This window comes from Candidatus Kapaibacterium sp., from assembly GCA_025059875.1.
Classification (GTDB): Bacteria; Bacteroidota; Ignavibacteria; order Kapaibacteriales; family HRBIN21; genus HRBIN21.
Genome location: JANXCT010000001.1, coordinates 112,342 through 137,807, shown reverse-complemented (window position 1 = coordinate 137,807; position 25,466 = coordinate 112,342). Strand labels below are relative to the sequence as shown.

The window sequence follows — 25,466 nt, the reverse complement described above, 5'->3', positions numbered from 1 at the left end:
TGCAATTCAACTGACCTTCATTGATGGATGTGCACTATGGGATACGCTTTCCCTCGATACTGCAGGATGTAGACCCCTCGAGGAAGTCCCGAGAGATCCAGACAACGATGGCCGTATCCAACAACCTGTCTGCTCAGCAGTCGCCCTTGCAAATCGTAGAGGTAAGCCTCTTCTCCAGGCTCACCGCACGGGAAGGTCTCTCCTACGATTTCCCCTTGCCCCAAGACGCCAACAGGGGTCGTGTTGATGATGTTGACCGAATCCACCGACCAACGCACTACGCATGCACAAGGCTCGAGAGGTACAGTCGAGAAGTACAGCACGGCTGTGTCTGAACGCCTCTCAACAACCGCAAACGACAGGGAGAGAGGATCACCGTGCTCAGCAGTCCACCTCACCACACCAGTATCACCTCGCTGCTCCCATGTTACGCTATCTGAAGAGGCGTCTACGAATCGGAGCCAATGGGGCATGCCAACGACGTAGGTCGCAACCCTCCCGAGCTCATGCGCTGTGTCGTAGTCAAGTCTCACAGATAGCGTGAAGACTGTATCGACTTCCGTCACCCGCCATTCGCTTGGGGTGACCTGTGTCCCAAGAATCCTCGTCGGAGCATCGAGAATACGGGCTTCTATGGTCTTCGGGAGCGTGTCTACCACTACCACTCTACGACGCTCGAACTCTTCGTTGAACTCTACATACTGCAGCTGCACATGAGTGGTATCGGGGCACTTGAGTTGATAGTCACCCAGGAAGGCTACCAGGGGACGTGACCCAGCTACCGTTCGACTAAGAGTAAAAGCGTAGGCACGGATCTCCCCATGTGGAGCTGAGAAGCCACGCTGCTCCATCAGTTCTGCCAGTGTGCCAGCTGTTAGCATGGTATGGAAGCGCAGCTTCTCGGGGTTAAACCGTATGGCAAGGTTGAATCCCATAAGGCTATCTCGTACGCGCACGGGGCTACTCTCAACTACAAGGACACACTCACGCCTTCCACAAACATCCACAGTGTCCAGCACTTGTAGGGAGAGCTCTACGGTATCGCCCTGCGACCGCTGTAAGGCAATACATATTCCTGCAATATGGGGCAGTAACCATCTAGCCCTCCCACTCTTCATCGTTAGCGTAGCCGGATGAAAGAGCCGTTCGCTACGATCCCTCCTGGCCCTTCAATCCGGCAGTGGTAGACACCCGCACCAACGAGTTGGCCAGCCGCATCTCGGCCATCCCACTCGACCGCGTACGTCCCGGGCTGATAATCACCTTCTGCAAGCACGCGTACTAGTCTCCCTGTAGCATCGTAGAGCTTCACTCGGTAAGCTCCGGATTGCGGCACCGAGAACCGCAACTGCACTGAGCCAACGGTTGGTGTAGGAGCGATTTCGATGCGCTCCTTTGCTGCTGTGCTCAGAGCGAGAGGCACCTCCATGTCCGGTACGTCCCGGTCACAGAACCGAACATTGTTGAGCCGAAGCACTGGCTCTTCTGTTCGCACAGTAACGTAGACTACTGGCTCCCCAGCAACAAATTCTCCGATACCCGCAATTGCTACTCGGCGGTCGTGGTAGGAAACCAGCAGTTTGTCCACGAATCCGGAAGCGGGTTCTACCCCAAGGACCTGTCCATCGAACTCTGCCCGGAATCCCAGGGCTCCATTCCAAAAGCCATCTGGGCTAAGCGGTATGCGATATACCCCCGGAGCAACACATACTGGTTCCAACGGTCGGAGACATGAAGCAACGCCAGCCGCTGCTGCTCCGCGGCCATATGGAGGGAGCACCGTTAGATCCAGTAACCACGGTAAATACGGCACCCGTGCTGCCATGTAGAGCATGATGATCGCGGCGTCGTACTCTGTCGCCTCGAAGAACAGCACGGGGTCACCTCCAACGAAGGGTAGGGAGTTGTCTGACGGCAGGTCCTGCCAATAGTAGAGAGACCGTGTCGGGATTGCCCGTCGGTGATACACCGAGTCCCCTGAGTTGTCGAGCTTGCGCGTGGAGTAGTAGTATCGACCGTTGTGGTTGACATCACCATGGTACGCCTGTCTCCCTTTCAGGCTATCCAGCCGACGATTGGTGGCCACCGATCGAAGGATAAGCATGACATCGTTGACTGTAACAAACCGATCTTGTCCCATCCCAGCATGCTTGCTGACCTGCGAGAAATCCACATCGCCATCACCCCAACCCTCCAAGAAGAGGCGTGGAATAGCGTTGAAGCGAATCACAGTATCACTCCCGCCAGAAGGCTGCCATGTGCTGCTGAGCACCGTTGAGGTGCGTGCCTGGTTCACATCGCCTGTGAAGACCAAGCCGTTGAGATAGTCACCAAATCCTCCCTTGATGCCAATAGCAGCACCCTGCACTTGAACCGGACCGCCGGACCCCGTCAGCCCATAAGCGAATTCGATATCGCCCTGGAAGTTCCCAGGTCGCGCAGACTCGTACAACCACACCTGGAAGCTCGCAACACTCGAAGGCAGCGACTCGTCGTTGATATTTAGATCCCGCCATTCCACAACAAAGGCTCGGTTAGGGGCAGACCCGACTACTTTGTAGGAAATCCGCGACGGCACGTATCCTGCTTCAGTTGTCCGGTAGAAATGATCCCCCCAGAACGGGGCAATCACGTTGAAGGGCTCTACATTCAGGAAGAGTCGCCCTGGCATAGTGTCACCCGTAAGCGGTGGATTCTCAGCGGGCCTCAGCAGCATCACGAAGCCATTCACCGAGATCGCCAACCGACTATAGCGGTAACCTTGATACTCGAAGAGGAAAGGCAATGTGACAATGACATAGCCATCGTCAGGATCTCGCGTACTCGTATCTGCAGGGTCTCTTCTAAACTGATCCGCATCTAATACCGTTGCTCCTGTCAGTGGGGCATATGGCTTCCCACCCACCTTGACCGCTGGCTGGAACTCTGCATAGACCTGAGCCCACGCGCCCAGCGCTGTTACCATGGCTACCACTGTGGCAAGGAGCATTCGCTGCATCTTCTAGTCCCTCGAAGCTGTGTGAGACTTGCTCCTTTGTCTCTTGCGGAGACAATGTCTGGGGGGCCCCGGATAGGGAGCCCCCATCCCGTCTCTTACCGCACTAGCACCATTGGACGGACGACCACCATGCCGCCAACCACTACTCGGTAGTAATAGACCCCACTAGGGACCGGCATTCCCTGATCATCCGTACCATCCCATGCAACGGCATGCTCTCCGGCTAGCTGGAAGCCATTAAGGAGCATCTTGACCTTGCCGCCAAGAGCATCGTAGACCTCCAGCTGCACGGCCGACGGTTCGGCAATCCTGAACCGGATGCGCGTTGTACCTGCGAATGGATTCGGTACGTTCTCGAGAATTTCTACCGGTCCGGCAGTGGCAGCAGGATCGGATACATCGCTAGTTAAGTCGTACACGATCACAAAGTTGGTAACGGCATCCGTACGGATGACAACGGTCAGCGAGTCACCATTCCTTTCCAGAGTCACCGTCGGCACGGAGCGGCCCTCTCCTGTCCGCATGTTGAAGGAGAAGATGTTACCGTTAGAAGCACCGTCGCGGATGTACCACGTCGAGCCGGCTGGATTTCTCGTTGCATCATTTCGGTCAGGCACATCCTGCGAGTTCCAAGTGATCCGCACTGGGTATGCTTCCGAAGCATTTCCTGTGACACTACCTGCCTGGAAGCGCCCCGTGTAGACCAAGAGCCCCGGTACTCCTGGCACTGCCCTTGGGAAGATGTTTCGCGCAGTGCCATTCGTGGAGGGAATAGTCCAACGAGCATCGAAGACATCGTTTGGCGGTATTGGCGGGAGTTCGTACTCGCAGTAGTTCGAGTCAAGCCTCCCGATACCACCACGGTTTGGATCGCTACCAGTTGTTGCCAACGGAGCTGTACCCCACTCCAGAATCTGGAATGCGCCGAAGCGATTCTCAATCCGCAGCGGTGCTACGAAGTCCGTGGGCTCAGAGACATTGAGCTTGTATGTGATCTCCTGCTGAGCCCCTTCCCGGTCTACCACACGCACTCGAACGGTAATCTTTCCGTCAGGTCCTGGATTCACATTCAGTGCTGTTGTGCTGATAAGGATCCTAACAGTATCCGAAGACTGCGGTCCGTTGACAGTTGCAGGGCTCACTTGGAAACCTGCTGGCTCTATGACCTCTATCGTAAGCCGCTCCAGAGCGTCTGGTGGCTCCTGCCGCAAGAGGTCCCGGTCGACGACAGCGATAGTATCGACATAGGCTTTCCCTTGCTCGACGCACCTTACAGCCGGAATCCGCGTCAACCGTGGAGGATGATTGACCGCTCGAACGTTTAGATCAATGACCTTCACATGGGTTAGCCCGAACTCATCCGTTACAAGGACGGTGACTTTCTCCCGGCGCGGAGCATCGTAGACTCCAGGTGTCCCGTAGAGGAGGCCGCTGACAGGATCGATCTGCAACCAGCGCGGTGTCGTCTTCTTGTTGCGAAGATCCCAGGCCCCTGCCTCCGGGAAGCAAGGATCGCGCGGCACGAAATCCCGCGGGTCACCAGGATAGATAAGCTCAAACCGATGAGCTTGGCCAAAGTTCGGATCGTACACAACAATCCGCCGACTAGAGTCGAGAAGCGTCGGGTTGTAGTCCTGGTCTTCTACTGCATCGGGCAGGCTGTTGGTCAGAATTACGGGAGCCACGTTGACAAGGACACGCCGCGTTAAGTAATTGACGCCACCATGGCCATCGTTGACAACGATGGAGACAATCGTGTCGGTGTTGAGCGCCCTGTGGTATTGTGTCGCCGGAGTCAGCAACTGCACTGCCGTAGCCGAGTCAATTCGCACATTGAGCTGACCGCGGAGACTAAAGTCGATTGCTAGCGGATCAGGCTGCCCACTGTTGTCGTACCGACGGAGATACTGGTTCTGCATCCACACCGGCCGGACCTGTGTGGTAGGCTCCACAACCGTATCCGGCGGCACATCTCGGATGGTGATCGATGCGAAACCGTACGTCGTACGGCCATAACGGAAATCCCAACCACGTGCACCAGCCTCAGCATCCTCTAACTCGTCGTCAGTATCCACATCCACCCTGAAGCGGAGAGAATCCGTCAGGTTTGCCAGCCAGAGTCCATCACGCTCACAAGCGACATTGAGAGTGGTAAACCGTGGAGTGCTGTCTATCACGAAGATGCGGAATTGGTACGTGACTGTTGTTGCTGCTACGTTCCCGAAGTCCACAGTATCCTGCTGCAGGAAGCGGGCATTGCCACCATCGTAGGCCTGAGCATTGAAATAGGGCGGGTAGAGGTAAATGTACCTCGCAATCACATCGTTGCTCAATCCTGCTGCCTTCAGCGAGTCTACAGTTCGGGCACTCGGCGGGTAATTCCGAACAGCCACCGTCACTACCTCTCCACCTGGGACCACGAACGGATTCGTCGGACGCCCTTTGAAGACAACATATCCCCTCGCTCCATAGTACGGCCCGTAAGTCGCGGGCAAGGTGTCCGCTTGCAGCCAGTACGAGAGACCCGAGTTCGGTGGTACGCTCCAGAAATAGGCAAGCTGCGGATACCGGTCGGGGAAGAGTACGGAGCGGGGATCATAGAACAAGTTGGAGTCAACCGCCGTGATAGTGAAGATAGAGTCTCGACCGGGGCCCGTCGGTCGCCGCGGGTAGCTGATGTCCTCCATGAGGAAGATCATGTTCCGCAGCTCCGGTGGCGTGATGTTCTCTAGCTCCACCTTGTTCCCTGTGAACACAGGCGGGTCCACAGTTGCGCCTACCTCAAAGATGAGGGCACCGTCGATAGCATCCGCAACGGTACCCTGCCACAAGACCGTGCGCGAGACCACAGCAACGACATCTCCCACCCGAACTGGCAGCGCCGAGTACCGCTCGCCGGCGAATACCGTGACCCTCTGAGGGTTGATGGCTCCATCGGCCGGCAGGATCCGGTTGACATAGCCAAAGCCCGGTCCCCCGAGGTCGCCAACAAAGCCCTCGTACTTACGCCCTTGCAGTGCGGCCCGGTCCTCTATGTCTGGAGCTCGTCGCAGCGCCGCCAGAACGGCTGCCAGGTTCGTTCCAATGTTCGCTAAGCCTTCGATCGTCCGCCGGTCTATGGGACGACGATTGACCGAGTCCGGTACCAGCTCTACGCGTGCTCGGAACACCTCACTCGTCGGGCTCGTCTGCCGCAGATTCACTCGGATGTAGTCGCCTGTGTTGGTGTTGATGACAAAGAAGACCGTCTCGTTGATCGCTCGCGGATCGTTGTTGTTGAGCTCTGCTGAGCCAGAGTAATCCGCTCGGGCTTCGAGGAACAGCGGATAGCCAATTGGGTGCTTGGGGCTCCGGAACTCCGTTTGCAGTGCCCCGATGTTCGGATCACTCTCGGCATCAAACGGATTCCGAGTCCACCGTCGGACGTACTTATTGAAGGATGGGAGGGTAGGGTCTGTAAACCTCCGCAGTGTCTTCGGGATACCGACTGCAAAGTCCTCAATCGGTGACATCCGTCGGTTAGAGTAGTCAGCGGTCTTGATATCCGTTCCCTTGTCGAAGATGTCGTAGATGAGCCCTTGCATGAGGAGGCGCTCTGGGATGCTTGTCGGATCAGGGGTATTCTCGTCGCCAGCATTCAGTACAGGTATCGGCGTATAGCTGTAGAGGTGCCGCGACTCGAACGGCCCTTGATTCTTCCCTGTGCCTCCACGGACGAAGCCGAGTTGGCGGGTTCCGTCACCCGCAACGAAGAAGGTCTCTTGCGTGCGGCCACTTACCGGTAGGATTGTGACAACATTTGCTTCCGTCCGTCCCCAGTAATTCCCCTGCAGCGTATCTACTCCACCCATTCCCACACCCGTTCCAGCCAGCGCTCCTTTCGTGTCAGGATAGTCAGGCAGACGAATGAGGAAACGGGCTGTGTTGTCGTAGATAGAGTTCGCAGCAAAGTGGTAACGGGCATACGGATGTGGTCCAACCACGTTACCGTATATGACCGCTCCGGCGAGATCGCTAGAGGCAGCGTTTGTGCCCGCAACGAGCGGTCCAGTAATAGCATTCTGCCGAGCTCCAACTTCAGAGGTCGCCGTGTTGTTTGTGATCAGGCTACGAGTGAAGACCAGCTGCAGATTGTAGTTGTCAGAGTAGATCGCTGCACCCGTATAGGCTCGATTTCCTTGGATACGGACGCGGTTGAAGAAGATGGAGTCCGTGCGTCCGGCCCGATTGATACTAACCTCGTCCACAATGTAGATGGCCCCACCCAGTCCTGTGCCGTTTTCACGCAGGTTTGTCCCAGGATGTAGACGCCGGATATCTCCTATCTGCGTCGTTCCCGAGCCCATCTGCGACATGTTAGGGATCGCTTCATTGTCAAAGAAGCGTGTCAGCATCCGCACATCTGCTACCGGAGCTCCAGGAGCCCACGTGAAGATGTCGTCCCGAGACGTGAAGCCGATTGCTACACCAGATGGCAAAATGTTAACGTCGTCCACGTCCGTCAGGAAGAAGCGATGGGATGACGTAAACGGATGAGCTATACACACTGCTCCACCATTACCATTGAAGGCCTTGTTTGCCCGAAATTCAACGCCCTTCACTACGTTGAGGTCAGCGTTCAATGTGTACACAGCCCCACCACCGCGGACCTGAGCTTCATAGCCCTGGACCTGGCCGACGATGTTGTTCGTGAACACCGCGCGTACAATCCTTACGTACCGCCGCTCGATGGGTAGTGGCTGCGGCAGCTGAATCGAAATCGCTCCTCCAGAGAAGCCCGCAGTGTTGTTGTCAAACTCTACTGGGTAGTTTCCACCATACAAAGTGAGCGGTCCCACCGTTCCACCTGCACCATAGACCGTTAAGTTCCTACGCGAGAAGACAGCCCCGCCATGCTCCGTAGCACGGTTATTACGGAACTTGATGTTGTATCCGTAGTTCCTCGTGTCCACCAACGCATCAGAGCCACCAATTACCGGCGAGGGGCGGGTGTCAACTTTCCCAGTATCGACACAGATAGCTCCACCACGGCCCGCTTGGTTGCCGATGAAGTGCGTCTCTTGCCGGGCTTCACCTCCTTGTCTACCCCGAACCTGGAGCCGCCCGGCATCCGTAGCAGTGTAGATAGCTCCACCCTGTGCCAAAGCTCCAACCTGATTTGGATCTGTGAAGAACGGTACGCTCACTTGATTTGAAACGAACCGTCCTCGCACGGTCAACGATGTCCCCCTGCCGACATAGATTGCACCACCACGAGCACCACGCGCGTTAAGGTCGTTCTGAAGGTTTGTCGCAGTGTTGCCATCACAGAAGATGTAGTCGTACACATTCGGAGCCTCGAAGTCGTTAATTCCAAGCCCAATTTCCATCGGGCTACGTCCTGCGATGTATACTGCACCGCCGTAGGCCTCGTTCTTCCAAGGCTGTGGCTCTAAAGGCGCTGGGTTCTCTAAGTTGTCTACAATCGCCCACACACCCGGCGCAATCTGTCGAAGGACTACGCTAGACAGCAGTACACGATTTCCCGTAAAGGTCAGGTACCGAACTCGTCCCAGCAGCACTGCCAGACGTGCATCGTCGTAAGCTTGGCGATCGCTGTTGCTCAAGGGTTCGGGGTTGCTGCTATACACTTGGTCTATTGCCCTAATAGACTGAGCAATAGGGGCTGCTGTAGCGTTCTCCGTCAAATACGGATTGACAGTTTGCGGGTAGAATGGGATGTTAGAGATATCTGGAGCTGGATATACCCCGGTACCTGGGGGAGCCTGAAGCAATTGTAGAGCCCCTCCACGATACCGAGCCGTATTATTCCGGAATTCACATAACAAGAGCCACGTCCGCGACGAGAAGCTGGTGATGGCTCCGCCGCTACCATTCGTTTGCTGGATGAGCTCTCTATTCAACGCAGCGACTTCCCCTGCGTCTGGCTGGTAGATCGGGAAGCGATCCACCGTTGTGTCTTTCCGGAAGTTCTCAAAGATCACATTCCGGAAGAAAGCAGCGCGGGTCCCCGGCAAAATGATGATGTGTCCCCACTCCCGCGAGAAATTATTAACGGGCCTCCCGCGAAAGATAATTGGAGCCTGAGTGACATTAACGCTTGCACCGCCAGCTCGCCGCCATGGGGTCCGGTTGATGTTCGGATCAGACGCTGCAAAGTGTAGGCGAGCTGCAGCATACATAATCGCTTTTCCTGGCGGGAGTCCCTGGAGCTGTGGTTGTCCACCTAAGTCGACGAGGAAGATCTCTCCATACTTGTTGGGGTCAATCGTAGGGTCTCCAATGATCGTGCTTTGAGCCGCTGCCTGGAAGTAGTTCAAATCGGCATACCCACTGAACCCACAAGGGTTGAGGTAATCTGCAGGATCGCAGCCTCCGGGAAATTGGTTATACGTCGCCGAGACGTAACCATCAGCGATGATGCGCCCCCCAACCGAGACAATGAGGCGCCCATTCGGGAGAAACTCGACGATCGTTCCTGGCTCGATGATCAGCGTTCCGGCAATCATGTACGTCCCGCTGATCCGGTAGATCGTGTCCTTGAGGAAGATTCGGACCTCGTCTGGTCCAAGTCGCCCGCTGACTTCAATGACAGGACGTTGTGCGAATCCAATCCCAACCGTTGTCAGCGTCAGCGCAAACAGACGCAACCACCGCTCCATGGTTCCTCCGTCTGCTGGACATACCTTGTTGTTAAGTTGCGCCATAGATGGATCTCTGCGTGGACTACTACTCAAATCTCGTGCCAAGTCGAGCCAAACCCGCCTTGGCGTCGTTCGCGAAGTCCGAAAACTCGTTCTCTAGCAGTAGCTGGCGATATAGAGCGATCGCCTTCTGCGCATCACCGGCTAACTCATAGCAGTACGCTGCAAAGAAACGGTACCGCTCCGACAGCCCAATCGGTGCACCAATCGTAGCGGCACGCTCGTATAGTTGGGCTGCCTCTCGCAACTTCCCTGCCTCCTCTCGGCAGGCCGCCAATCCCGCATACGCCCCTACCAAGACTAATGGAGCCTCCGCCTTTGCAGCAAGCTCGAAATACGGTTCTGCCTTCTTCACCTCTCCGCGTAGCAGGTATGCGCTACCTGCATAGAGGGCAGCAATCTTTCCTGGCTCCGTGCCCCCGTACCGGCGCACGATCTCCTCTAGCCCGTACACCGGTTCCCCACGTACCGACTTTGTAGTGTCCCCGTAGAGTGCTCGCTCGTAGTCGCCGTTGTCGTAGTAGGAGTAGACGCGTGAGAGCAGCGTTGCCGCTTCCTCTGCTTGGTTCCGCTGTATGACCTGCCACGCAATCACTCCTCCTACGCCAACCAGCAGCGCAGCCGCTGCAATTGCCACAATTCTCCACCGTTTGCGCAGCCACTCGACCACGCGTTCCCCAATAGACGGTCTAAGAGGCAAGACCTCCGTAGCCCTCCCTGTCTGCTCGTGCTCTTCTCGCTGGATTTGCTCTGCTTGCTTCTCCATGACTCTATCTCCCCCTGTGCGCCCGGAGGGGCTCGAACCCCCAACCTTTGGAACCGGAATCCAACGCTCTATCCAGTTGAGCTACGGGCGCATTACCCCGCAGTCGGACTGCAAAATTATGGAGGGACAGCGTCTGACCAGCCCCGCGGCGGACAGCCAGGCTATGTAACATCGTAGCCACACTGTGACATTTCTGTCACGCTCAGTACTTCACCAGCCGACGTATAGCTTGGACAATATCGCTAGGCTGCAGCATGATTGCCTGCTCCAACGATTTGGCGAAGCCTATTGGACAGTCTCGCGAACCTAACCGAACAACAGGCGCATCCAGATACGCAAATCCCTCTTCAGCGATGACGGCAGCAACCTCGCCCCCGAACCCTCCTGTCCGCTTGTCCTCGTGGGCAACGATAACCCGGTTCGTTTTTCGCACAGAATCTAGCACAGTTTTCTTGTCCCACGGAGCTAAGGACCGGAGATCTACGACCTCTACAGAGATTCCTTCTGCTGCCACTTCCTCCGCGGCCTGCAGCGCCCAATGGACAGCTGTACCGTAGGCAACGACCGTCACATCAGTCCCCACGCGACGAATCTTCGCCTTGCCGAAGGGGATAATAAAGTCCTCCGGAGGTTTGGCAGCAGCTGCAGGACGGTAGTTGTACAGAAACTTCGGTTCCAAGAAGACCGTCACCCCCCGAGAGCGGAGGGCATGACGTAACAACCCAACAGCATCATCAGCAAAAGCAGGGTATACGATCCGAATGCCCGGCAGAGTCACCAACGCTCCCTCTATGCTCTGAGAGTGGTAGAGCCCGCCTTGAATGTAGTTCCCAGTAGCCAGCCGTATGACGATGTTAGGAACGAACTGACCTTTCGTACGCCAGTACTCGTGAGAGCACTCCACCAACTGGTCCATAGCTGGCCAGAAGTAGTCGGCAAACTCTGCTCCCTCGATGACGACCCAAATATCCTCGCGATAGCGACAGAAGCCATTCGCCGTTCCGACGATGAAGTTCTCTGCGATCGGGGCATTGAAGACACGTTCGCCGCCGAACTCCTGGAGCATCCCCTTGGTGACATTGAAGACTCCCCCCTTGTCCTTGGAAGCTACATCCTGCCCCCAGAGAAAGGTGTTGGGGTTCCGGCGGAATTCCTCTTTGAGAGTCAGGTTAATTGCCTCGCGAAGGGTCAACTGCGGTTGCTGGGGATCGTTGCGGTAGCGTTCCTCAGAAGTGTCTTCATAGCCCACGAGCGGCTCTGGCAAGATGTAGAGCGACCACGAATCCGGATCAGGATCTGGCGCTGCCTCTGCCTTTGCAGCCGCCTCGCGGATTACGCGCTCGTTATCATCCTCAATTCTTCGGACTTCCTCCTCTGTGGCGATTCCATACTCGATCAACGTCCTCCGGAAGCGTGGGAGGGGATCACGGCGCCTCACCTCCTCTATCTCTTCGGGACTGCGGTAGAGTCGATGGTCATCAGAGTTGGAGTGGGAACCGATACGATCACACTCCGCGTGGACCATAGCAGGTCCGGCGCCGGAGAGGACGTACTCGCGGGCAGCCTGCATCGCCCGGTACGAGTCAAAGGGATTGCGCCCGTCGCACTTGATGATTTTCAGGTGCCGAAAGCCTACGAAGTTGTCCGAGACGTCTGGATTTGCTGTCTGCTCAGTGACAGGCACAGAGATGCCGTACCGATTATTCTGGATGACGAAGATGACTGGCAGCCGCTCACGCGAAGCCCCATTAACCGCTTCGTAGAAGAAGCCTTCCGAACAGGCGGATTCTCCCCCTGAGTAAATCGCGATCTCGTCGCCGCCATACTTCTTGATAGCCCGCGCTACTCCGACCGCATGCTGTGCGTGGTTCCCCGTTGTGGAAGAGACATTTTGGATGCGGATGGAAGGCTTTGCGAAGTGATTACTCATATGACGCCCGCCCCCTGCCACATCCGTGTCCTTGCTGAGACCATTGAGAATGATCTCTTCAGGCGTGATTCCAGCAGCAAGGCATGTGAGAAGATCGCGGTAGTAAGGAAACAGAAAGTCCTTGCCGGGACGGAACGTCACACCGATTGCTAATTGGATACCATCGTGTCCGGCAAACGGAGCGTGGTATGACCAACCCTTGCCAATGCGGAGGTAGTACTGGGCCCGCTCGTCCAAGCGGCGCCCAAGATGCATCAGCTTATACCAGCGCAACACGGTCTCCCGGTCGAATCCCGTCGGGTCAAAGGGACCGTAGGGATCCGGTTGGCGATCTCGGAGACGACGAGCATCCCGCACTGCAGGCTTTGTTTTCACGCTCACAGTCCTTCTTGCAGCACTCGCCATTTGCAGAGCTCGGTTCCAAGGCTGTGGGACTGACTAGACAGCAATCCTCCGCGTCCTCCGGGGAGTGTAGGTCCTATTCTGCTGGGGAACAAAGGTAAGCCACCCATAAGGGTCTTCTCCGTCATGGACAACCCGGTAGAAGCGTTCCTGGAGCAGACGGGTCACAGGACCTGGAGTTCCAGAACCCACGGGGACACCATCTATCGAACGAATTGGGGTAATCTCAGCTGCTGTGCCCGTAAAGAACGCTTCATCAGCTGCGTAGAGCATACCGCGGGGGATATCTGTTTCGACGACTGGAATCCCTGCCTCACGAGCCAGCGTAATAACCGTATGCCGCGTTACGCCCGGTAGAATAGAAGCTGACAGCGGCGGCGTGTAGAGAGTACCGTCTATCACCAAGAAGATGTTCTCGCCACTACCCTCGCTCACCATGCCGAAGATGTCGAGGCTGATCCCTTCGGCATATCCGTGGCGGGCAGCCTCTATGCGGACTAGCTGCGAGTTCATGTAGTTGCCCCCTGCCTTTGCCATCGCCGGCATCGTGTTGCTACCAATTCGCTGCCAAGAGCTTACCCCAGCGTCTACCCCATGCTGTACGGCCTCAGCCCCTAAGTATGCCCCCCACTCCCAGGCTGCTACAGCAACTTCTACCGGGCAGTTGAGGGGGTAGACCCCCAAATCGCCGTAACCGCGGTAGACGATTGGGCGAATGTAACAGGCTTGGAGGCGATTCCGCGCAACCACCTCCACGCACACTCGAGCTAACTCATCCAGGCTGTAGGGCAACTCCGTGTGATACATTCGGAGCGAACGCTCTAACCGACGGAGGTGATCATGCAGCCGGAAGATTGCCGTCCCTCGGCGGGTCGCGTACGCCCGAATGCCCTCGAACCAGCTAGAACCGTAATGGACAACGTGCGAGAGCACATGGATCCGCGCACGCTCCCACCGCACGAAGCGTCCGTTCATCCAGATGTAGGGTACCGGCTTCAGTGGCATAGAAGCGCCCTTATGATGCTGTCGGACTCTCCTGGGTGCGCAAATACTCCTGCAGGAGCTGGGCAACGAGTTTAGGATTTGCTCGGCCCTGTGAACGCTGGAGGACTTGGCCTACGAGGAACCCGAACACATTTGTCTTTCCACTTCGGTACTTAACCACGGCATCCGCGTGTTCTTCCATCACACCCTCAATCAGTTCACGGAGCCATGCCGTATCAGAAACCTGTATGAGCCCGCGCTCCGCAACGATGCTTCGTGGCGACCGCCCCGTCCGCACTGCCTCCGCAAATACCTCCTTTGCGATTCGGCTACTGATGACATCGTCAGCATAGAGCTCCACTAGCTCAGCCATGTACTCTGGCGCGAGAGGGCTTTGGAAGCCCTGTCCCTGCTGCTCCCCTACGAGCCGAAGCACCTCCGTCATGATCCAGTTGCTGACTAGCTTGTAGCGCTCCAGCGAAGGGTGACGGAGGGCCGCACAGCAAGCCTCGAAGTAATCGGCAATCTCCCGCTCCTCGCACAGGACTCCAGCGTCGTATGCCGGCAGGCCATACTGTTCAACGAAGCGCTTTTTGCGCTGGAGCGGGAGCTCCGGTAGAGTTGCTTGGACTTGCTCTATCCACTCCTGAGTCACTACAACTGGAACCAAGTCGGGCTCGGGAAAATAGCGATAGTCATGCGCATACTCTTTCGTACGCATTGGCCGCGTCTCCTGTCGTACGGCATCCCAGAGACGTGTCTCATGCTGCACTTGTCCACCGGCTTCCAAGACTGCAACCTGGCGGTTAATCTCGTACTCCAAGGCCTTCTCTACGCTGCGGAAACTGTTGAGGTTTTTAACCTCCGTCTTTGTTCCCAACTTCACCTCCCCACGCCTCCGGACCGAGACATTCGCATCGCACCGCAGTGAGCCTTCCTCCAGGTTCCCGTCGCAAATCCCCAAGTACCGGACGAGCTGCCGAATCTGGCGCAGGTAGTGGTATGCCTCTCGTGGCGAACGCAAGTCCGGTTTGCTGACGATCTCGATGAGGGGGATACCGCACCGATTGAAGTCCACCAGCGTATCCACATCCACATCGTGGAGCGATTTGCCTGCGTCCTCTTCCATATGGATTCGCGCAATTCCGATTCGCTTGCGAGTACCGTCCTCAAGCTCAATCTCCAGCCACCCATCCTCGCAAATCGGCTCCTCGTACTGGGAAATCTGGTAGCCCTTTGGCAGATCAGGGTAGAAGTAGTTCTTGCGGGCAAAGAGGGAATACGGTCGAATCCGGCAGTTCGTTGCCAGCCCAATCCTGAGTGTGAATTCTACAACGCTCCGGTTCAGTACCGGTAAGGCTCCGGGGTGTCCCAAGCAAACCGGGCAGGTGTTAGTATTTGGTGGTGCTCCAAACTCAGCAGAACATCCGCAGAAGGCTTTCGTCCTCGTCTTTAGCTGCGCGTGGACCTCCAACCCAATAACTGCCTCATACTCCGGATGCATGTCGTGCTTCCTGCCGCAGGGCTAGCAAACTTACTAAAAAGGCCACGGAGTCAGTGTGACAGTCCACTGTCAGCCGCGCAGTCTTCGTCCCCAACTCCACCGAAGCTTGTCACATGCGTCGCTTCGTCATCGGAGACGTTCACGGCTGTATCCGTACGCTGGAAGCACTCCTATGGAAGCAGCTCCGGCTGAGCACCACCGACGAAGTGTACTTCGTCGGGGACTATATCGATCGAGGTCCAGACAGCAAGGCAGTCGTTGATCTCATCCGCTACTTACAGCAGGCTGGATATCGGGTCGTGCCCCTCCGAGGGAATCACGAGCAGCTTCTCTTAGACGCTATGGCCTCAGAAGAGATGTTTGAGCTCTGGCTCCTCAATGGAGCAGCGACTACCTTGCAGAGTTTCAGGATCAGGCATCCACGAGAGCTGTCCGAAGAGTACTACAGCTTCTTTGCCACACTTCCCTTCTTCGCTATTCTGGACACCGTTGTCATAGTCCATGCTGGTCTGAACTTCCACATCCCAGACCCGTTCGCTGACACCCAGGCAATGCCCTGGGACCGCAGTGTAGAGGCGGACCCTTCCCGGCTCGGTGGCCGTCGCCTGATTGTTGGGCACACTCCCCTACCCCTGCCCCTCCTCCGACAGAGCCTGTCGTGGAACAAGGTCTTCATAGACGGCGGCTGCGTCTACGGACACTTAAGCGGCTACGGCCACCTCTGTGCTCTCGAACTCGAGAGCTGGGAACTCTTTACATTGAAATGTGCAGGTCCACTGTCTAGCGGCATCCGTCTACCATGGAAGACAGGTGGCGACTCTTCGTAGGCTGTTTTGTTCACCATGACGGGCTTGCATCGGCATACCATCACATCATCCAGCTTGCGCAGCCATTCTGCAGGGCCAAGTGGGTAGAGCCAGCAAACCTTCACTTTACGCTTGCCTTCCTAGGTAATCTCCCTTGCTCGCTCGTCTCCAAACTCCTCAAGGCACTCTCACCGCTCCTTCATCCCCATCCCTCTCATCTGGAACTCACTGGGCTGGGCGTCTTTCCCGATTGGAACGCGCCTCGGGTGCTGTACGTGCCTGTGGAGGACCGAAATGGGCAACTCAGCCGAGTGCACTGTGAACTTCACCAAATCCTATCTGACCTAGGCTTTGCTCCCGAAGACCATCGCCCGTTCACTCCACATGTGACCATTGCCCGACTGAAGCACGTTCGCTCCCCTAAGCGTCTCCGTATGACTCTTGAGCCCTATCTGCGTTACCACTTCGGCCAACTCACGCAGTTTGAGCCTCTTCTCATCCGTAGTATCCTACGTCCTGAGGGCCCCCTCTACTCTGCTGTCTTGCCAGACATCCCCATTACTGAGTGAAGCCGCCGGGACGTAAGCCACAGGGCGTCTTCAAGGGATCGCAGACGAAGCCCCAAAAGCTCCTCAGCCCGTCTCCAGTGTAATCCGCCATATCGAGGGCGCGAGGCTCTACCCTGATAAAGCTCACTAGCCGGCCGAGGCACCAGCAAGTGTCCTGGCAACCCCACAATTTCAAATGCCTGCCGAAGGAAGTCATACCGGCTCAGCCACATTCTCCCCGCAATATGGATGACCCCTTCAACCCGATCCTGTAGAGCCACAATGAGCGCCTGTGCAAGGTCATCCACGAAGGTGGGATTCGTGTACACATCCTCTGCTACAGCAACCCTCTCCCCAGCTAATGCCCGGCGAACTGCCCAACCTACCACATCTGAACACCAAGGCGCCGGTGTCCCAAAAATTTGGGTCGTTCTAATGACTGTCGCAGATGGAGCCAGAGCCCAGCAAACGTTCTCTGCTGCCAACTTCGTTCTGCCATAGTAGTTAATTGGTCGCGGATATGCCTGCTCGTCGTAGGGCCCAGCAACGCCGTCGAAGACATAGTCCGAAGAGAGCTGAATAAGGTGCGCCCCCAGAATCCGACACACACTAGCGAGTGTCTCTACGAGCTCAACATTCACCTGCCAGGCAACCGAGCGATTCTGTTCGCACGCGTCTACATCCGTGATCGCGGCCAGATTAACGATAACCTCAGGCTCCCATGTACGACAGAGCTCCCGAAGGAGCTGACGCGAGTATCCCAAGACAACGTGCACAGGATACCCATGGATGACTGTCGGTTCTCCCGGTTGGTGGGAAATCAAAAGCATCTCCCACTGGAGCCGATGGCGACGGACCAAGCGGAGTAGGGCTTCCGCCGTCTTACTCCGAGCGCCAACGATAAGTACCTTCATTGGATTTTCGGGGTCCACTGACAAGCTGCCCCAACTCGCTCCTCTCACAGGAAGCGACAAGTTGTCATATACCTTCCCATCGACCCAACTCTGCCAAAGTGGCATCTTCTCATCCCTCAGCAAGCCTTGTCCCGCAAGGTGTTCCACGTGGAACCCTGCCAGTCACCGCAGGTAAAAGACAAGGATAGCAACATCTGCTGGCGAAACCCCGGCAATCCGAGCTGCTTGGCCAAGTGAGCGAGGACGAATCCGCTGCAGCTTTTCCCGTGCTTCTGCCGACAGACCGTAAACCTTTGCGTAGTCGAAATCTTCAGGGATTATCAACTGCTCGCTCTGGGCCAGTATCTCTACCTCCCGTAGCTGGCGCTGGATGTACCCCTCATATCGTAACTCCACTTCTGCAGCTTCCACTATAGACGGCATTTGTAACGACTGCCAATACCGCCCATTTAGCCTCTGCAGGAGATCACGAAGCACCACTCTTGGCCGACGAGCAAGCTGGGCTACTGTTACAGGCTGGGCTAGCAATGTCTCGCCAATGCTCTCCAGGTATGAGTTCACTTCTTCCGGAGTCACGAAGTCCTTCCGGAGGTTGCTAATGAGGTTTTCTATGGCTTCTGTACGGGCACACATCTGCTCGTATGTTTGCTGATCGATGAGGCCAAGCTGATACCCGTACCGCATCAGCCGGCGATCAGCATTGTCTTGTCGTAGCAAGAGGCGATACTCCGCCAGCGACGTAAACATCCGATATGGCTCGTCCCCCATCTTGGTGATGAGGTCGTCAATCAAAACCCCGATGTATGACTCTGCTCGGGACAGCACAAACCCCTCTTCCCCCCGAACATACCGAGCAGCATTAATACCAGCCACGAGCCCCTGAGCAGCAGCCTCTTCATAGCCTGAGGTACCGTTGACCTGGCCAGCAAGGAAGAGGCCACGGATTGCCTTCGTCTCCAGCGTGTGGTAGAGCTGCCAAGGGAAAAAGTAATCGTACTCCACAGCGTACCCTGGCCGGAGCATAACAGCGTGCTCCAAGCCAGGAATGCTGCGAAGACCTTCAAGTTGGATCTCCTCTGGCAGGCTTGTGGAAAAGCCGTTGACGTAGATGGAATTCCCCCATAGGCTCTCCGGCTCCAAAACAATGCGATGAGACTCTCTTTCAGGGAAGCGAACGATCTTGTCCTCGATGGAGGGACAGTACCGAGGTCCCCGTCCTCGAATGAGGCCTGTAAACATCGGGGACTGGTCAAACCCTCTTCTGAGAATGTCATGTGTCTGGGGTGTTGTGTAGGTGATGTAGCAGACAATTCGGTTTCGCACTTGCTGTGTCCGATGGGAGAAGGGCTGGGGCGGGTCGTCTCCGTAGCTGGGCTCCAATCGTGACCACTCAACACTCTCAGCAGCAATCCGCGGTGGAGTCCCTGTCTTTAGTCGGCCTCTCTGGAGACCATGTGCTTCCAAAAGCTCAGAAACGCCCTCGGCAGGAGGTTCACCAACCCGTCCCCCTTTTTCACACTTCGTGCCAGTCCAGAGGACTCCATTCAGGAAAGTGCCCGAACAAAGGACAACAGCTCGAGCAAGCAACTCCTCACCAGACGCTGTCCGAACCCCTCGAATGCCCCCGCGGTGAACAAGGATTTCTGTGACAGTTGCGCAGACGATATCCAGATTTGGAATCCGGAGGAGCAGCTCAAGGGCATACAGAGGATACAGGCGTTTGTCGTTCTGTGATCGAAGCGACCAGACTGCAGGCCCTTTAGAGCGATTAAGCAACTTGAACTGGAGCCCGCTCCGATCAGCCAATATCCCCATAACTCCCCCAAGGGCATCTATCTCTTTGACTAAATGCCCTTTTGCCGTACCCCCAATCGCAGGATTACAAGACAGGCGCCCGATTGCTCGGACGTCGATGGTTACCAAGGCTGTCATGCAGCCCATCCGCGCGGCGGCAGCTGCCGCTTCGATACCAGCATGTCCTCCCCCTACAACGATAACATCGTATCGCCCTTCTCCCCGGCAGATAATCCGTCCCATAGTCCCCCTCTGCATGCGTTTCACGTGAAACACTCTATCTACAGTAAGCGCATCATCAGGTGTTCGTCAACATAGCTGTCTCCAAGCTTAACAGCCCTGTATTCGGTGCCGTACCGCACAAACCCCAACTTGAGGTAAAGACTGTATGCTGCTTGGTTCGTTGTAGCAACAGAAAGGTAGACCTGCTCGCAGCGAGCGTCTTCCTTTGCCGCAGCCAAAAGGCGGCGCAGAAGCTGTTCCCCTAAGCCACGCCCCCTATATTCTGGCGTAATGTACATACCCCAAATCCTCCCTTTATGACGGAGCTTCGGCTTCGTGTGATCGCAGCTAAAACCTGCTATTCCTACAAGCCTGCCGTTCACGAACGCGCCTAAGAGGTAGTTATAGGGGTAGTGGAGTAGCGCCTCGAACTGTTGCTCTTTGTCTAACAAAGAGAGGGCCTGGTATGAGTCGTAATCCGACCCAAAGGCTTCAGGGGCCAACTGAAGCGCCTCTTGATGTAGGCGCGTGAACTCCTCAAAGTCAAGTTCCTCCAGCGGCCGAATCACTATGTCCTCTTCCATGGCCAGACCCCAGCAGATGTTCACTTACCAATGCAGAAACGTGCGAAGATAGTGTTGAGAACCTCCTCCCGCCATGTATCGCCGGTAAGTTCGCTGATGAGGCGTACCGCTGTCCGAATGTCCTCTGCAACGCACTCCTCCGGCATCCCCTCCAACAGAGCCTGGTGTGCCATGGAGAGCGCTTCGGCAACCTCCTGTAGGGCGTGTGCCTGTCGAGCGTTGACAAGCGCGTCAACCCCTAGCTCTGCGCTCCTCCGGGCTTGCTCCCCAATCCAGCGACGCAGCTCGTCTACTCCATCACCCCGGAGAGCAGAGACCCAAAACACAGGGACATTTACGCCGGCCCATGAGGAAGACACGCTTGCATCGCTGAGACAGTCGACCTTGTTTTGAATGTATGCATAGGCCGCCTCGGGAAACCGCTGCTGGAGTTGCCGGAAAAGCTCTATGGAGTGCTCCAGCCCACGAGTGACATCGTTAACCACAAGCAGCAGATTGCACTGGCGAACAACTTGCTCTGCCAAGGCGATTCCCTCAAGCTCTATGACATCCTCGGTCTCCCGTAGTCCAGCAGTGTCAACGAGTCGAACAGAGATTCCATTCAAGAAGAGTCCCTCCTCTATGTAATCTCGAGTCGTTCCTGGCAGAGGACTCACAATGGCACGCCGACGCTGAAGCAGAGCATTGAAGAGGGAAGACTTCCCCGCGTTCGGATATCCCACGCAGCCAACGAAGAACCCCGACCGTAAGACTTCGGCCGCTCGAAATGAAGAAGCCACCTGCTGACACCATTGCCGAGCCTCCTGAAGCCGAGAGAGCAGCTCGTCACGAGACACGAGTTCTATGTCTTCCTCCGCGAAGTCCAGTCCGAGTTCCAGTAGCGCTGCAGCCTCCAGAAGCTGCTGACGGAGCCGCTGCAGCTGCAGCCGTAATCCACCTACCAGCTGCCGCGCTGCGAGCCGAGCACCCGGCACCGAGGTTGCGTAGATAAGGTCAGCGATTGCCTCTACTTGCACCAAGTCTAGTTTCCCGTTCAAGAAAGCGCGTTTTGTAAACTCCCCAGGCTCAGCCAAGCGGGCTCCGGAATCAATCAGTGCCTCGACGATTGCGTCTGCTACGATTGTGCCTCCATGGCAGCCGAATTCCACGACATCCTCACCTGTATACGAGCGAGGTGCCCGAAAAACGGAAGCCGTCACCGTGTCAACGAGTTCCCCCCGGTGTACGAAGTGGCCATAATGAATTGTGTGTGAGGCAGCCTGCTGAAGAGAACGACTCCCACGAAAGCATCGGTCGGCAATCTCGAACGCTTGCGGTCCCGAAAGCCGCACAACCGCTAGTCCCCCAACTCCAGGGGGAGTTACCAGAGCACAGATGGTATCGTTGCGATACAAGCTAGAGCTACCTGGCAAGAAGAACTTACCTAGCAAGCCAATACGAAAGAGCTTCCGGAGTTAGTGTGTGCTATTTTTGTGCCACTGAGCTGCTATGCAAATTCCGCACTTCCGGTACGATAGCCTGATCTCGACAAACGACCAAGCTCGGGAGCTCCTCCGCGAGTACCCAGTGGTATTCGTCTCGGCCCTTTATCAGTCTCATGGACGTGGTCGCCGTGGGCGCACGTGGATCGGGGAACCCGGCAAGAACGTCTACTGTTCCCTAGGCCAGCGACGGCCCTTTCCCTCCTCACCACAGGATACGATAGCTCTCATGGCATTGGGTGCCGTTGCGGTCTGGGAGACCGTCACGTCTCTGACAGCAAGCTCCGATGTATTCCTGCTGAAATATCCCAACGACCTTCTCGGGCGGCACCCCGATGGACGCTGGCGCAAGTTAGCAGGGATCTTGGTCGAACAGAGACCCCTCCCGGAGCTCCATGCTTTTGCTTCCATCGTTGGGATCGGGCTCAATGTCCAGCAGACTTGCTTTCCTCCTTCCTTAGCTTCATCGGCCACCTCCCTTGCCTTGCTTGGATTCTCCGTGGGTGTCGAGGAAGTTCTGGAGACGCTCTTACAGAGGCTGGAGCAACTGCTCCCGCTCTCTTCCCCCACTCTCATTGCGCTCTGGCGAGCCAGGCTGGACATTGAGGGACGCTTGCTGAGGATCGAAGGACGGCCCGGCATATGGCGCGCGGTCGCTGTGCACGACGATGGGAGATTAGAGGTAGAGCAGAGCGGGGTGAAAATGTTCGTAACAGACGGCGACACCATTCGATATGCAGAGCAGGTGTGAGGGCACATATGTTTTGTGCGATTTTGGCAACTCTTCGCTCAAGCTCCGCTATGGCCAACAGACTGTGCGAATAGCCTACACAGAGAGAGCAGCGTGGGAGCTACATGTCGTTGACCTCCTCGCCTCTTTGCGTTCTCCACTACTGTTCATCGCCACCGTGGCACCGCACCGCACAAGCTCTCTCTTCCGCTCCCTCCAGCAACGAGGAGTGGAGTGCCTCGTTTGCAATGTGGCAGATGCACTACCAGCAACCAATCCAATCCTGCCATACGAAGGAGTGCAAGGTATTGGAATCGACCGTATCCTCGGACTAATCGGGGCGCGCCGCTTGGTTGAACCCCCACTAGCGACCGTCGATTGCGGAACAGCCGTTACGGTGAACGTCGTCTCTACTGACGGGCGCTGCAGAGGGGGAGCAATCTTTGCTGGTGCTCAGCTCCAGCTCTACGCTCTATCGAAAGCTACAGCTGCGTTGCCGCTACTCTCTTTCACGGCTCCATCGGAGCTGAACATTGGTACAACGACTGAAGAGGCGCTCCAACTCGGGACACTCGCAAGCGTAGTAGGTGGTGTCCGCGAGCTCCTGTCTATCTTCTCCCGGCAGATAGGTGCTGAGCCACTATCTGTTGTCATCTCTGGTGGTGGAGGCCTCCCCGTTGCTATGACACTGAGCAAGTCATGGGAGGGCAAGCTCTTGTACTGTCCCGAGCTCGTCTTAGAGGGCATGGAGGTGCTACTTGAAAATGCTTCGGTAGTAGAGCTATGGGCGCACGTACAACCACTACAGGCAGTAGTCGCATGAGTCGCTGGCTTATCCTTGTACACGGCGGTGCAGGCGACTTAGCACCGATGACTCCGGAAATGGAACAGTCTTACCGTCAGGCCCTCCGCGAGGCTGTCCGGGCCGGCATGGACGTCTTGGCTGCCGGAGGGTCAAGTACTGATGCTGTCACTGCGGCGGTGACTGTCTTAGAGGACTGCGGGCTCTTCAATGCTGGACGTGGCTCCGCACCAAATGCCGAGGGCGCCATCGAGATGGATGCCGCTGTCATGGAGGGACGTAGCCGACGTGCAGGAGCTGTTGCAGCTGTGCGGCGACTCCGTAATCCGGTCGTAGCTGCCCAGTTAGTCGCTAAGCATAGTTCCCACGTGCTGCTCTGTGGTAGTGGTGCCGAAAGCTTTGCTCTACAGCATGGAGCCGAGAGCGTAACTCCAGACTACTTCTGCTGCACAGTAGCCCACCAATCCAATGACACTGTTGGAGCAGTGGCACTGGATGCCTATGGCAACCTCGCTGCTGCAACCTCTACAGGAGGAACAGCGCGGAAGTTGCCGGGGAGAGTTGGCGATAGCCCGCTTATCGGTGCTGGAACATACGCGGACAACCGCTCTTGCGCAGTCTCAACGACTGGGATTGGGGAATTCTTCATCCGCACAGTTGCTGCCTACAGTGTCCACGCCCGCATGCTTTGGGGTGGTCTATCCATTTCTCAGGCAGCCTACGAGACTCTTCGGGAAGTTGCGGCCCTAGGGGGATCCGGTGGACTCATAGGAATTGACCTGCACGGCAACACGGTTGCTCTCTGCACGACCCTAGGGATGTACCGTGGAATGGGGTCTTCCGACGGGTCTATTTGGACCGCCCTCTTCCGCGACGAGCCGTGGCAAAGGGCTTAGGGAGCTGCTGGCCGCATTATCCTCACGTACATCTCTGCATGAACGTTGCGTATCGTCCCCCGCAGTAGCCAGCCGAGGAGCGAGTTCGTGGCCACCTCAACCACAGTACGCACACCCCAGAACCGAGGTGACGTCCACTGCAGTCCCAACGGCACCTGCAGTCCGAGTGCATGGCTCCACATTAGCCCTATCGCTATCTGTGGCATCCACGTCAGCCCTCGGTACATCAAGCCTAACCCAGCGCTCGGACCCGGCAATGACCATGTGGGCCCTAACCCATGTGCGTACTCTACGGCAAGTCTCAACGGCGATTCTACTCCAAGAGCGACCATCTCCACAGTGGCTCCAATCCGCAGCCGTGCTGGCATCCGTTCGACTACGGTGCTCGCCTCCTTTAGAGGCGTGTAGCGCCTCTGGAGCTCCTCCTCTTCGCCGAGAATTCCAGAGAGCGTATCCCGAGAGCGCAAGACAGCCTCGGTAAGACTCCACCGAAGGAACCCTGCGTGTTCCAACGATAGGGTTGCAGCCACCTGGGGAGGTACAGTATCCACTGTCTGCCACTCCCAACGGAGGCCAATGCTTACCCCTGCCCCCCAGCCAATTGCTGGAGCTACGCCAATAAGGAGCGGGAGTGCGGCGCTGCCAGACGTTCCCAGACGCCACCTCTGCTGTATGCTAATGTCCCAGCTTAGCGTGCTGTCCCAGGACTCGGGCATAAAAGGTTCAAGGCGTATCCTTCCTCCTGGCAGGACCTCTACGTACTCGTGACCTCGGTAGAGATGAAGGGCGACTCCGCCCAAGAGCCGTCGAGGGCGCCAGCCTTGCATAGTGTCAGCTTGCCAAAGAGCCCGAGCATAGGCAGCCGTTAGCACCGAATATGCACGCAGCGAGAACGTCCCCCCAAGCAGCTCCGCTGTATCGCTCCCTATGATGGGCTGTTGAGCGGCCTCTACCGTCCCCCGGGGTAGTTGTATCCGCAGCCAGAGCTCCGTTCGGGATCCGAATCCCACAGCATACGATGGACTAGGACGCCACACCCCTGCGAGAGTTCCTGCTCGGAGGGAGAATGTATGGGGCCGACTCTCGAGCAATCGTACAAACTCCTCGCGCTCTTCCAGAGTTAGGCGGCGTCGTTGCCAACCAGTAGAAGTGCGTACCCCGCCGAAGTAGAAGGCATACTCCCGCAGCGTTATCCCGCCCACCGTTGCAGAGAACTCCGGAAGAGCGATTTCCCATGTGCTCATCCCTGAAGACATGCCTGCTGGATTCGCCACCAGCGCTGCTGCCCCCAGGGCCGTAGCGCTGAGTGCCCCTCCTTGGGCTCCTGCAAGGGGCTGAGAGTACGCTGAGAGAGCTGTGGCGAGTGCTGAGAGCAACACTATCTGCCGCGACATGAGACCT

Annotated in this window: 17 protein-coding genes and 1 tRNA gene; 5 read left to right on the top strand and 13 right to left on the bottom strand. The window is 56.7% G+C overall.

Going from position 1 to position 25,466, the window contains the following annotated elements; all coding sequences use genetic code 11:
• Positions 1-17: 17 nt before the first annotated feature.
• From NZ960_00695 to gatB, 8 genes are all read right to left on the bottom strand, one after another.
• The gene (locus NZ960_00695; GenBank protein MCS7176136.1) at positions 18-956 is read right to left on the bottom strand and encodes a T9SS type A sorting domain-containing protein; all 939 of its coding nucleotides are present in this window, start codon (positions 954-956) and stop codon (positions 18-20) included.
• Between the two features lie 164 nt (positions 957-1,120).
• The gene (locus NZ960_00690) at positions 1,121-2,965 is read right to left on the bottom strand and encodes a hypothetical protein (GenBank protein MCS7176135.1); all 1,845 of its coding nucleotides are present in this window, start codon (positions 2,963-2,965) and stop codon (positions 1,121-1,123) included.
• 128 nt (positions 2,966-3,093) lie between these two features.
• Positions 3,094-9,660 (bottom strand): hypothetical protein, encoded by a 6,567-nt coding sequence (locus NZ960_00685; protein ID MCS7176134.1) that lies wholly within the window; start codon positions 9,658-9,660, stop codon positions 3,094-3,096.
• A gap of 67 nt (positions 9,661-9,727) precedes the next feature.
• Positions 9,728-10,468, bottom strand: a complete 741-nt coding sequence (locus tag NZ960_00680) for a tetratricopeptide repeat protein (GenBank protein MCS7176133.1) — start codon at positions 10,466-10,468, stop codon at positions 9,728-9,730.
• 17 nt (positions 10,469-10,485) lie between these two features.
• Positions 10,486-10,559, bottom strand: a tRNA-Arg gene (locus tag NZ960_00675).
• Between the two features lie 111 nt (positions 10,560-10,670).
• A complete protein-coding gene (locus tag NZ960_00670; GenBank protein MCS7176132.1) occupies positions 10,671-12,653 on the bottom strand; it encodes a thiamine pyrophosphate-dependent enzyme in 1,983 nt (660 codons plus the stop codon).
• 183 nt (positions 12,654-12,836) lie between these two features.
• Positions 12,837-13,805, bottom strand: coding sequence for a branched-chain amino acid transaminase (locus tag NZ960_00665; protein ID MCS7176131.1), 969 nt, complete (start codon positions 13,803-13,805; stop codon positions 12,837-12,839).
• Between the two features lie 10 nt (positions 13,806-13,815).
• Positions 13,816-15,288 (bottom strand): Asp-tRNA(Asn)/Glu-tRNA(Gln) amidotransferase subunit GatB, encoded by a 1,473-nt coding sequence (gatB, locus tag NZ960_00660; GenBank protein MCS7176130.1) that lies wholly within the window; start codon positions 15,286-15,288, stop codon positions 13,816-13,818.
• A 113-nt stretch (positions 15,289-15,401) separates the two neighbouring features.
• On the opposite strand from gatB, the gene NZ960_00655 reads away from it, so the two are divergent.
• Both NZ960_00655 and thpR read left to right on the top strand, forming a co-directional pair.
• Entirely contained in the window at positions 15,402-16,115 is a 714-nt protein-coding gene (locus tag NZ960_00655) for a serine/threonine protein phosphatase (protein MCS7176129.1), read from the top strand.
• Complete coding sequence (gene thpR / locus NZ960_00650) at positions 16,088-16,663, top strand: RNA 2',3'-cyclic phosphodiesterase (protein MCS7176128.1); 576 nt, start codon at positions 16,088-16,090, stop codon at positions 16,661-16,663. Before NZ960_00655 ends, thpR begins: the two co-directional genes overlap by 28 nt.
• Here thpR and NZ960_00645 read toward each other — a convergent pair.
• From NZ960_00645 to mnmE, 4 genes are all read right to left on the bottom strand, one after another.
• Positions 16,624-17,556 (bottom strand): SDR family oxidoreductase, encoded by a 933-nt coding sequence (locus tag NZ960_00645; protein ID MCS7176127.1) that lies wholly within the window; start codon positions 17,554-17,556, stop codon positions 16,624-16,626. The two genes, thpR and NZ960_00645, sit on opposite strands and share 40 nt — an antisense overlap.
• Positions 17,557-17,718: 162 nt before the next feature.
• A complete protein-coding gene (mnmG, locus tag NZ960_00640; GenBank protein MCS7176126.1) occupies positions 17,719-19,593 on the bottom strand; it encodes a tRNA uridine-5-carboxymethylaminomethyl(34) synthesis enzyme MnmG in 1,875 nt (624 codons plus the stop codon).
• A 38-nt stretch (positions 19,594-19,631) separates the two neighbouring features.
• Positions 19,632-20,156, bottom strand: coding sequence for a GNAT family N-acetyltransferase (locus NZ960_00635; protein ID MCS7176125.1), 525 nt, complete (start codon positions 20,154-20,156; stop codon positions 19,632-19,634).
• A 20-nt stretch (positions 20,157-20,176) separates the two neighbouring features.
• Positions 20,177-21,550, bottom strand: a complete 1,374-nt coding sequence (gene mnmE, locus NZ960_00630; protein ID MCS7176124.1) for a tRNA uridine-5-carboxymethylaminomethyl(34) synthesis GTPase MnmE — start codon at positions 21,548-21,550, stop codon at positions 20,177-20,179.
• A 94-nt stretch (positions 21,551-21,644) separates the two neighbouring features.
• Here mnmE and NZ960_00625 point away from each other — a divergent pair, with 94 nt between their 5' ends.
• Genes NZ960_00625 through NZ960_00615 form a run of 3 tightly spaced genes read left to right on the top strand, consistent with a single transcriptional unit; the run spans position 21,645 to position 24,065 of the window.
• Positions 21,645-22,388 (top strand): biotin--[acetyl-CoA-carboxylase] ligase, encoded by a 744-nt coding sequence (locus NZ960_00625; protein ID MCS7176123.1) that lies wholly within the window; start codon positions 21,645-21,647, stop codon positions 22,386-22,388.
• Positions 22,372-23,190 (top strand): type III pantothenate kinase, encoded by an 819-nt coding sequence (locus NZ960_00620; GenBank protein ID MCS7176122.1) that lies wholly within the window; start codon positions 22,372-22,374, stop codon positions 23,188-23,190. The genes NZ960_00625 and NZ960_00620 overlap by 17 nt, the downstream gene beginning before the upstream one ends.
• Positions 23,151-24,065, top strand: a complete 915-nt coding sequence (locus NZ960_00615; GenBank protein ID MCS7176121.1) for an isoaspartyl peptidase/L-asparaginase — start codon at positions 23,151-23,153, stop codon at positions 24,063-24,065. Before NZ960_00620 ends, NZ960_00615 begins: the two co-directional genes overlap by 40 nt.
• Here the strand turns inward: NZ960_00615 and NZ960_00610 are convergent.
• A complete protein-coding gene (locus NZ960_00610; GenBank protein MCS7176120.1) occupies positions 24,062-25,459 on the bottom strand; it encodes a hypothetical protein in 1,398 nt (465 codons plus the stop codon). The two genes, NZ960_00615 and NZ960_00610, sit on opposite strands and share 4 nt — an antisense overlap.
• Positions 25,460-25,466: the final 7 nt, after the last annotated feature.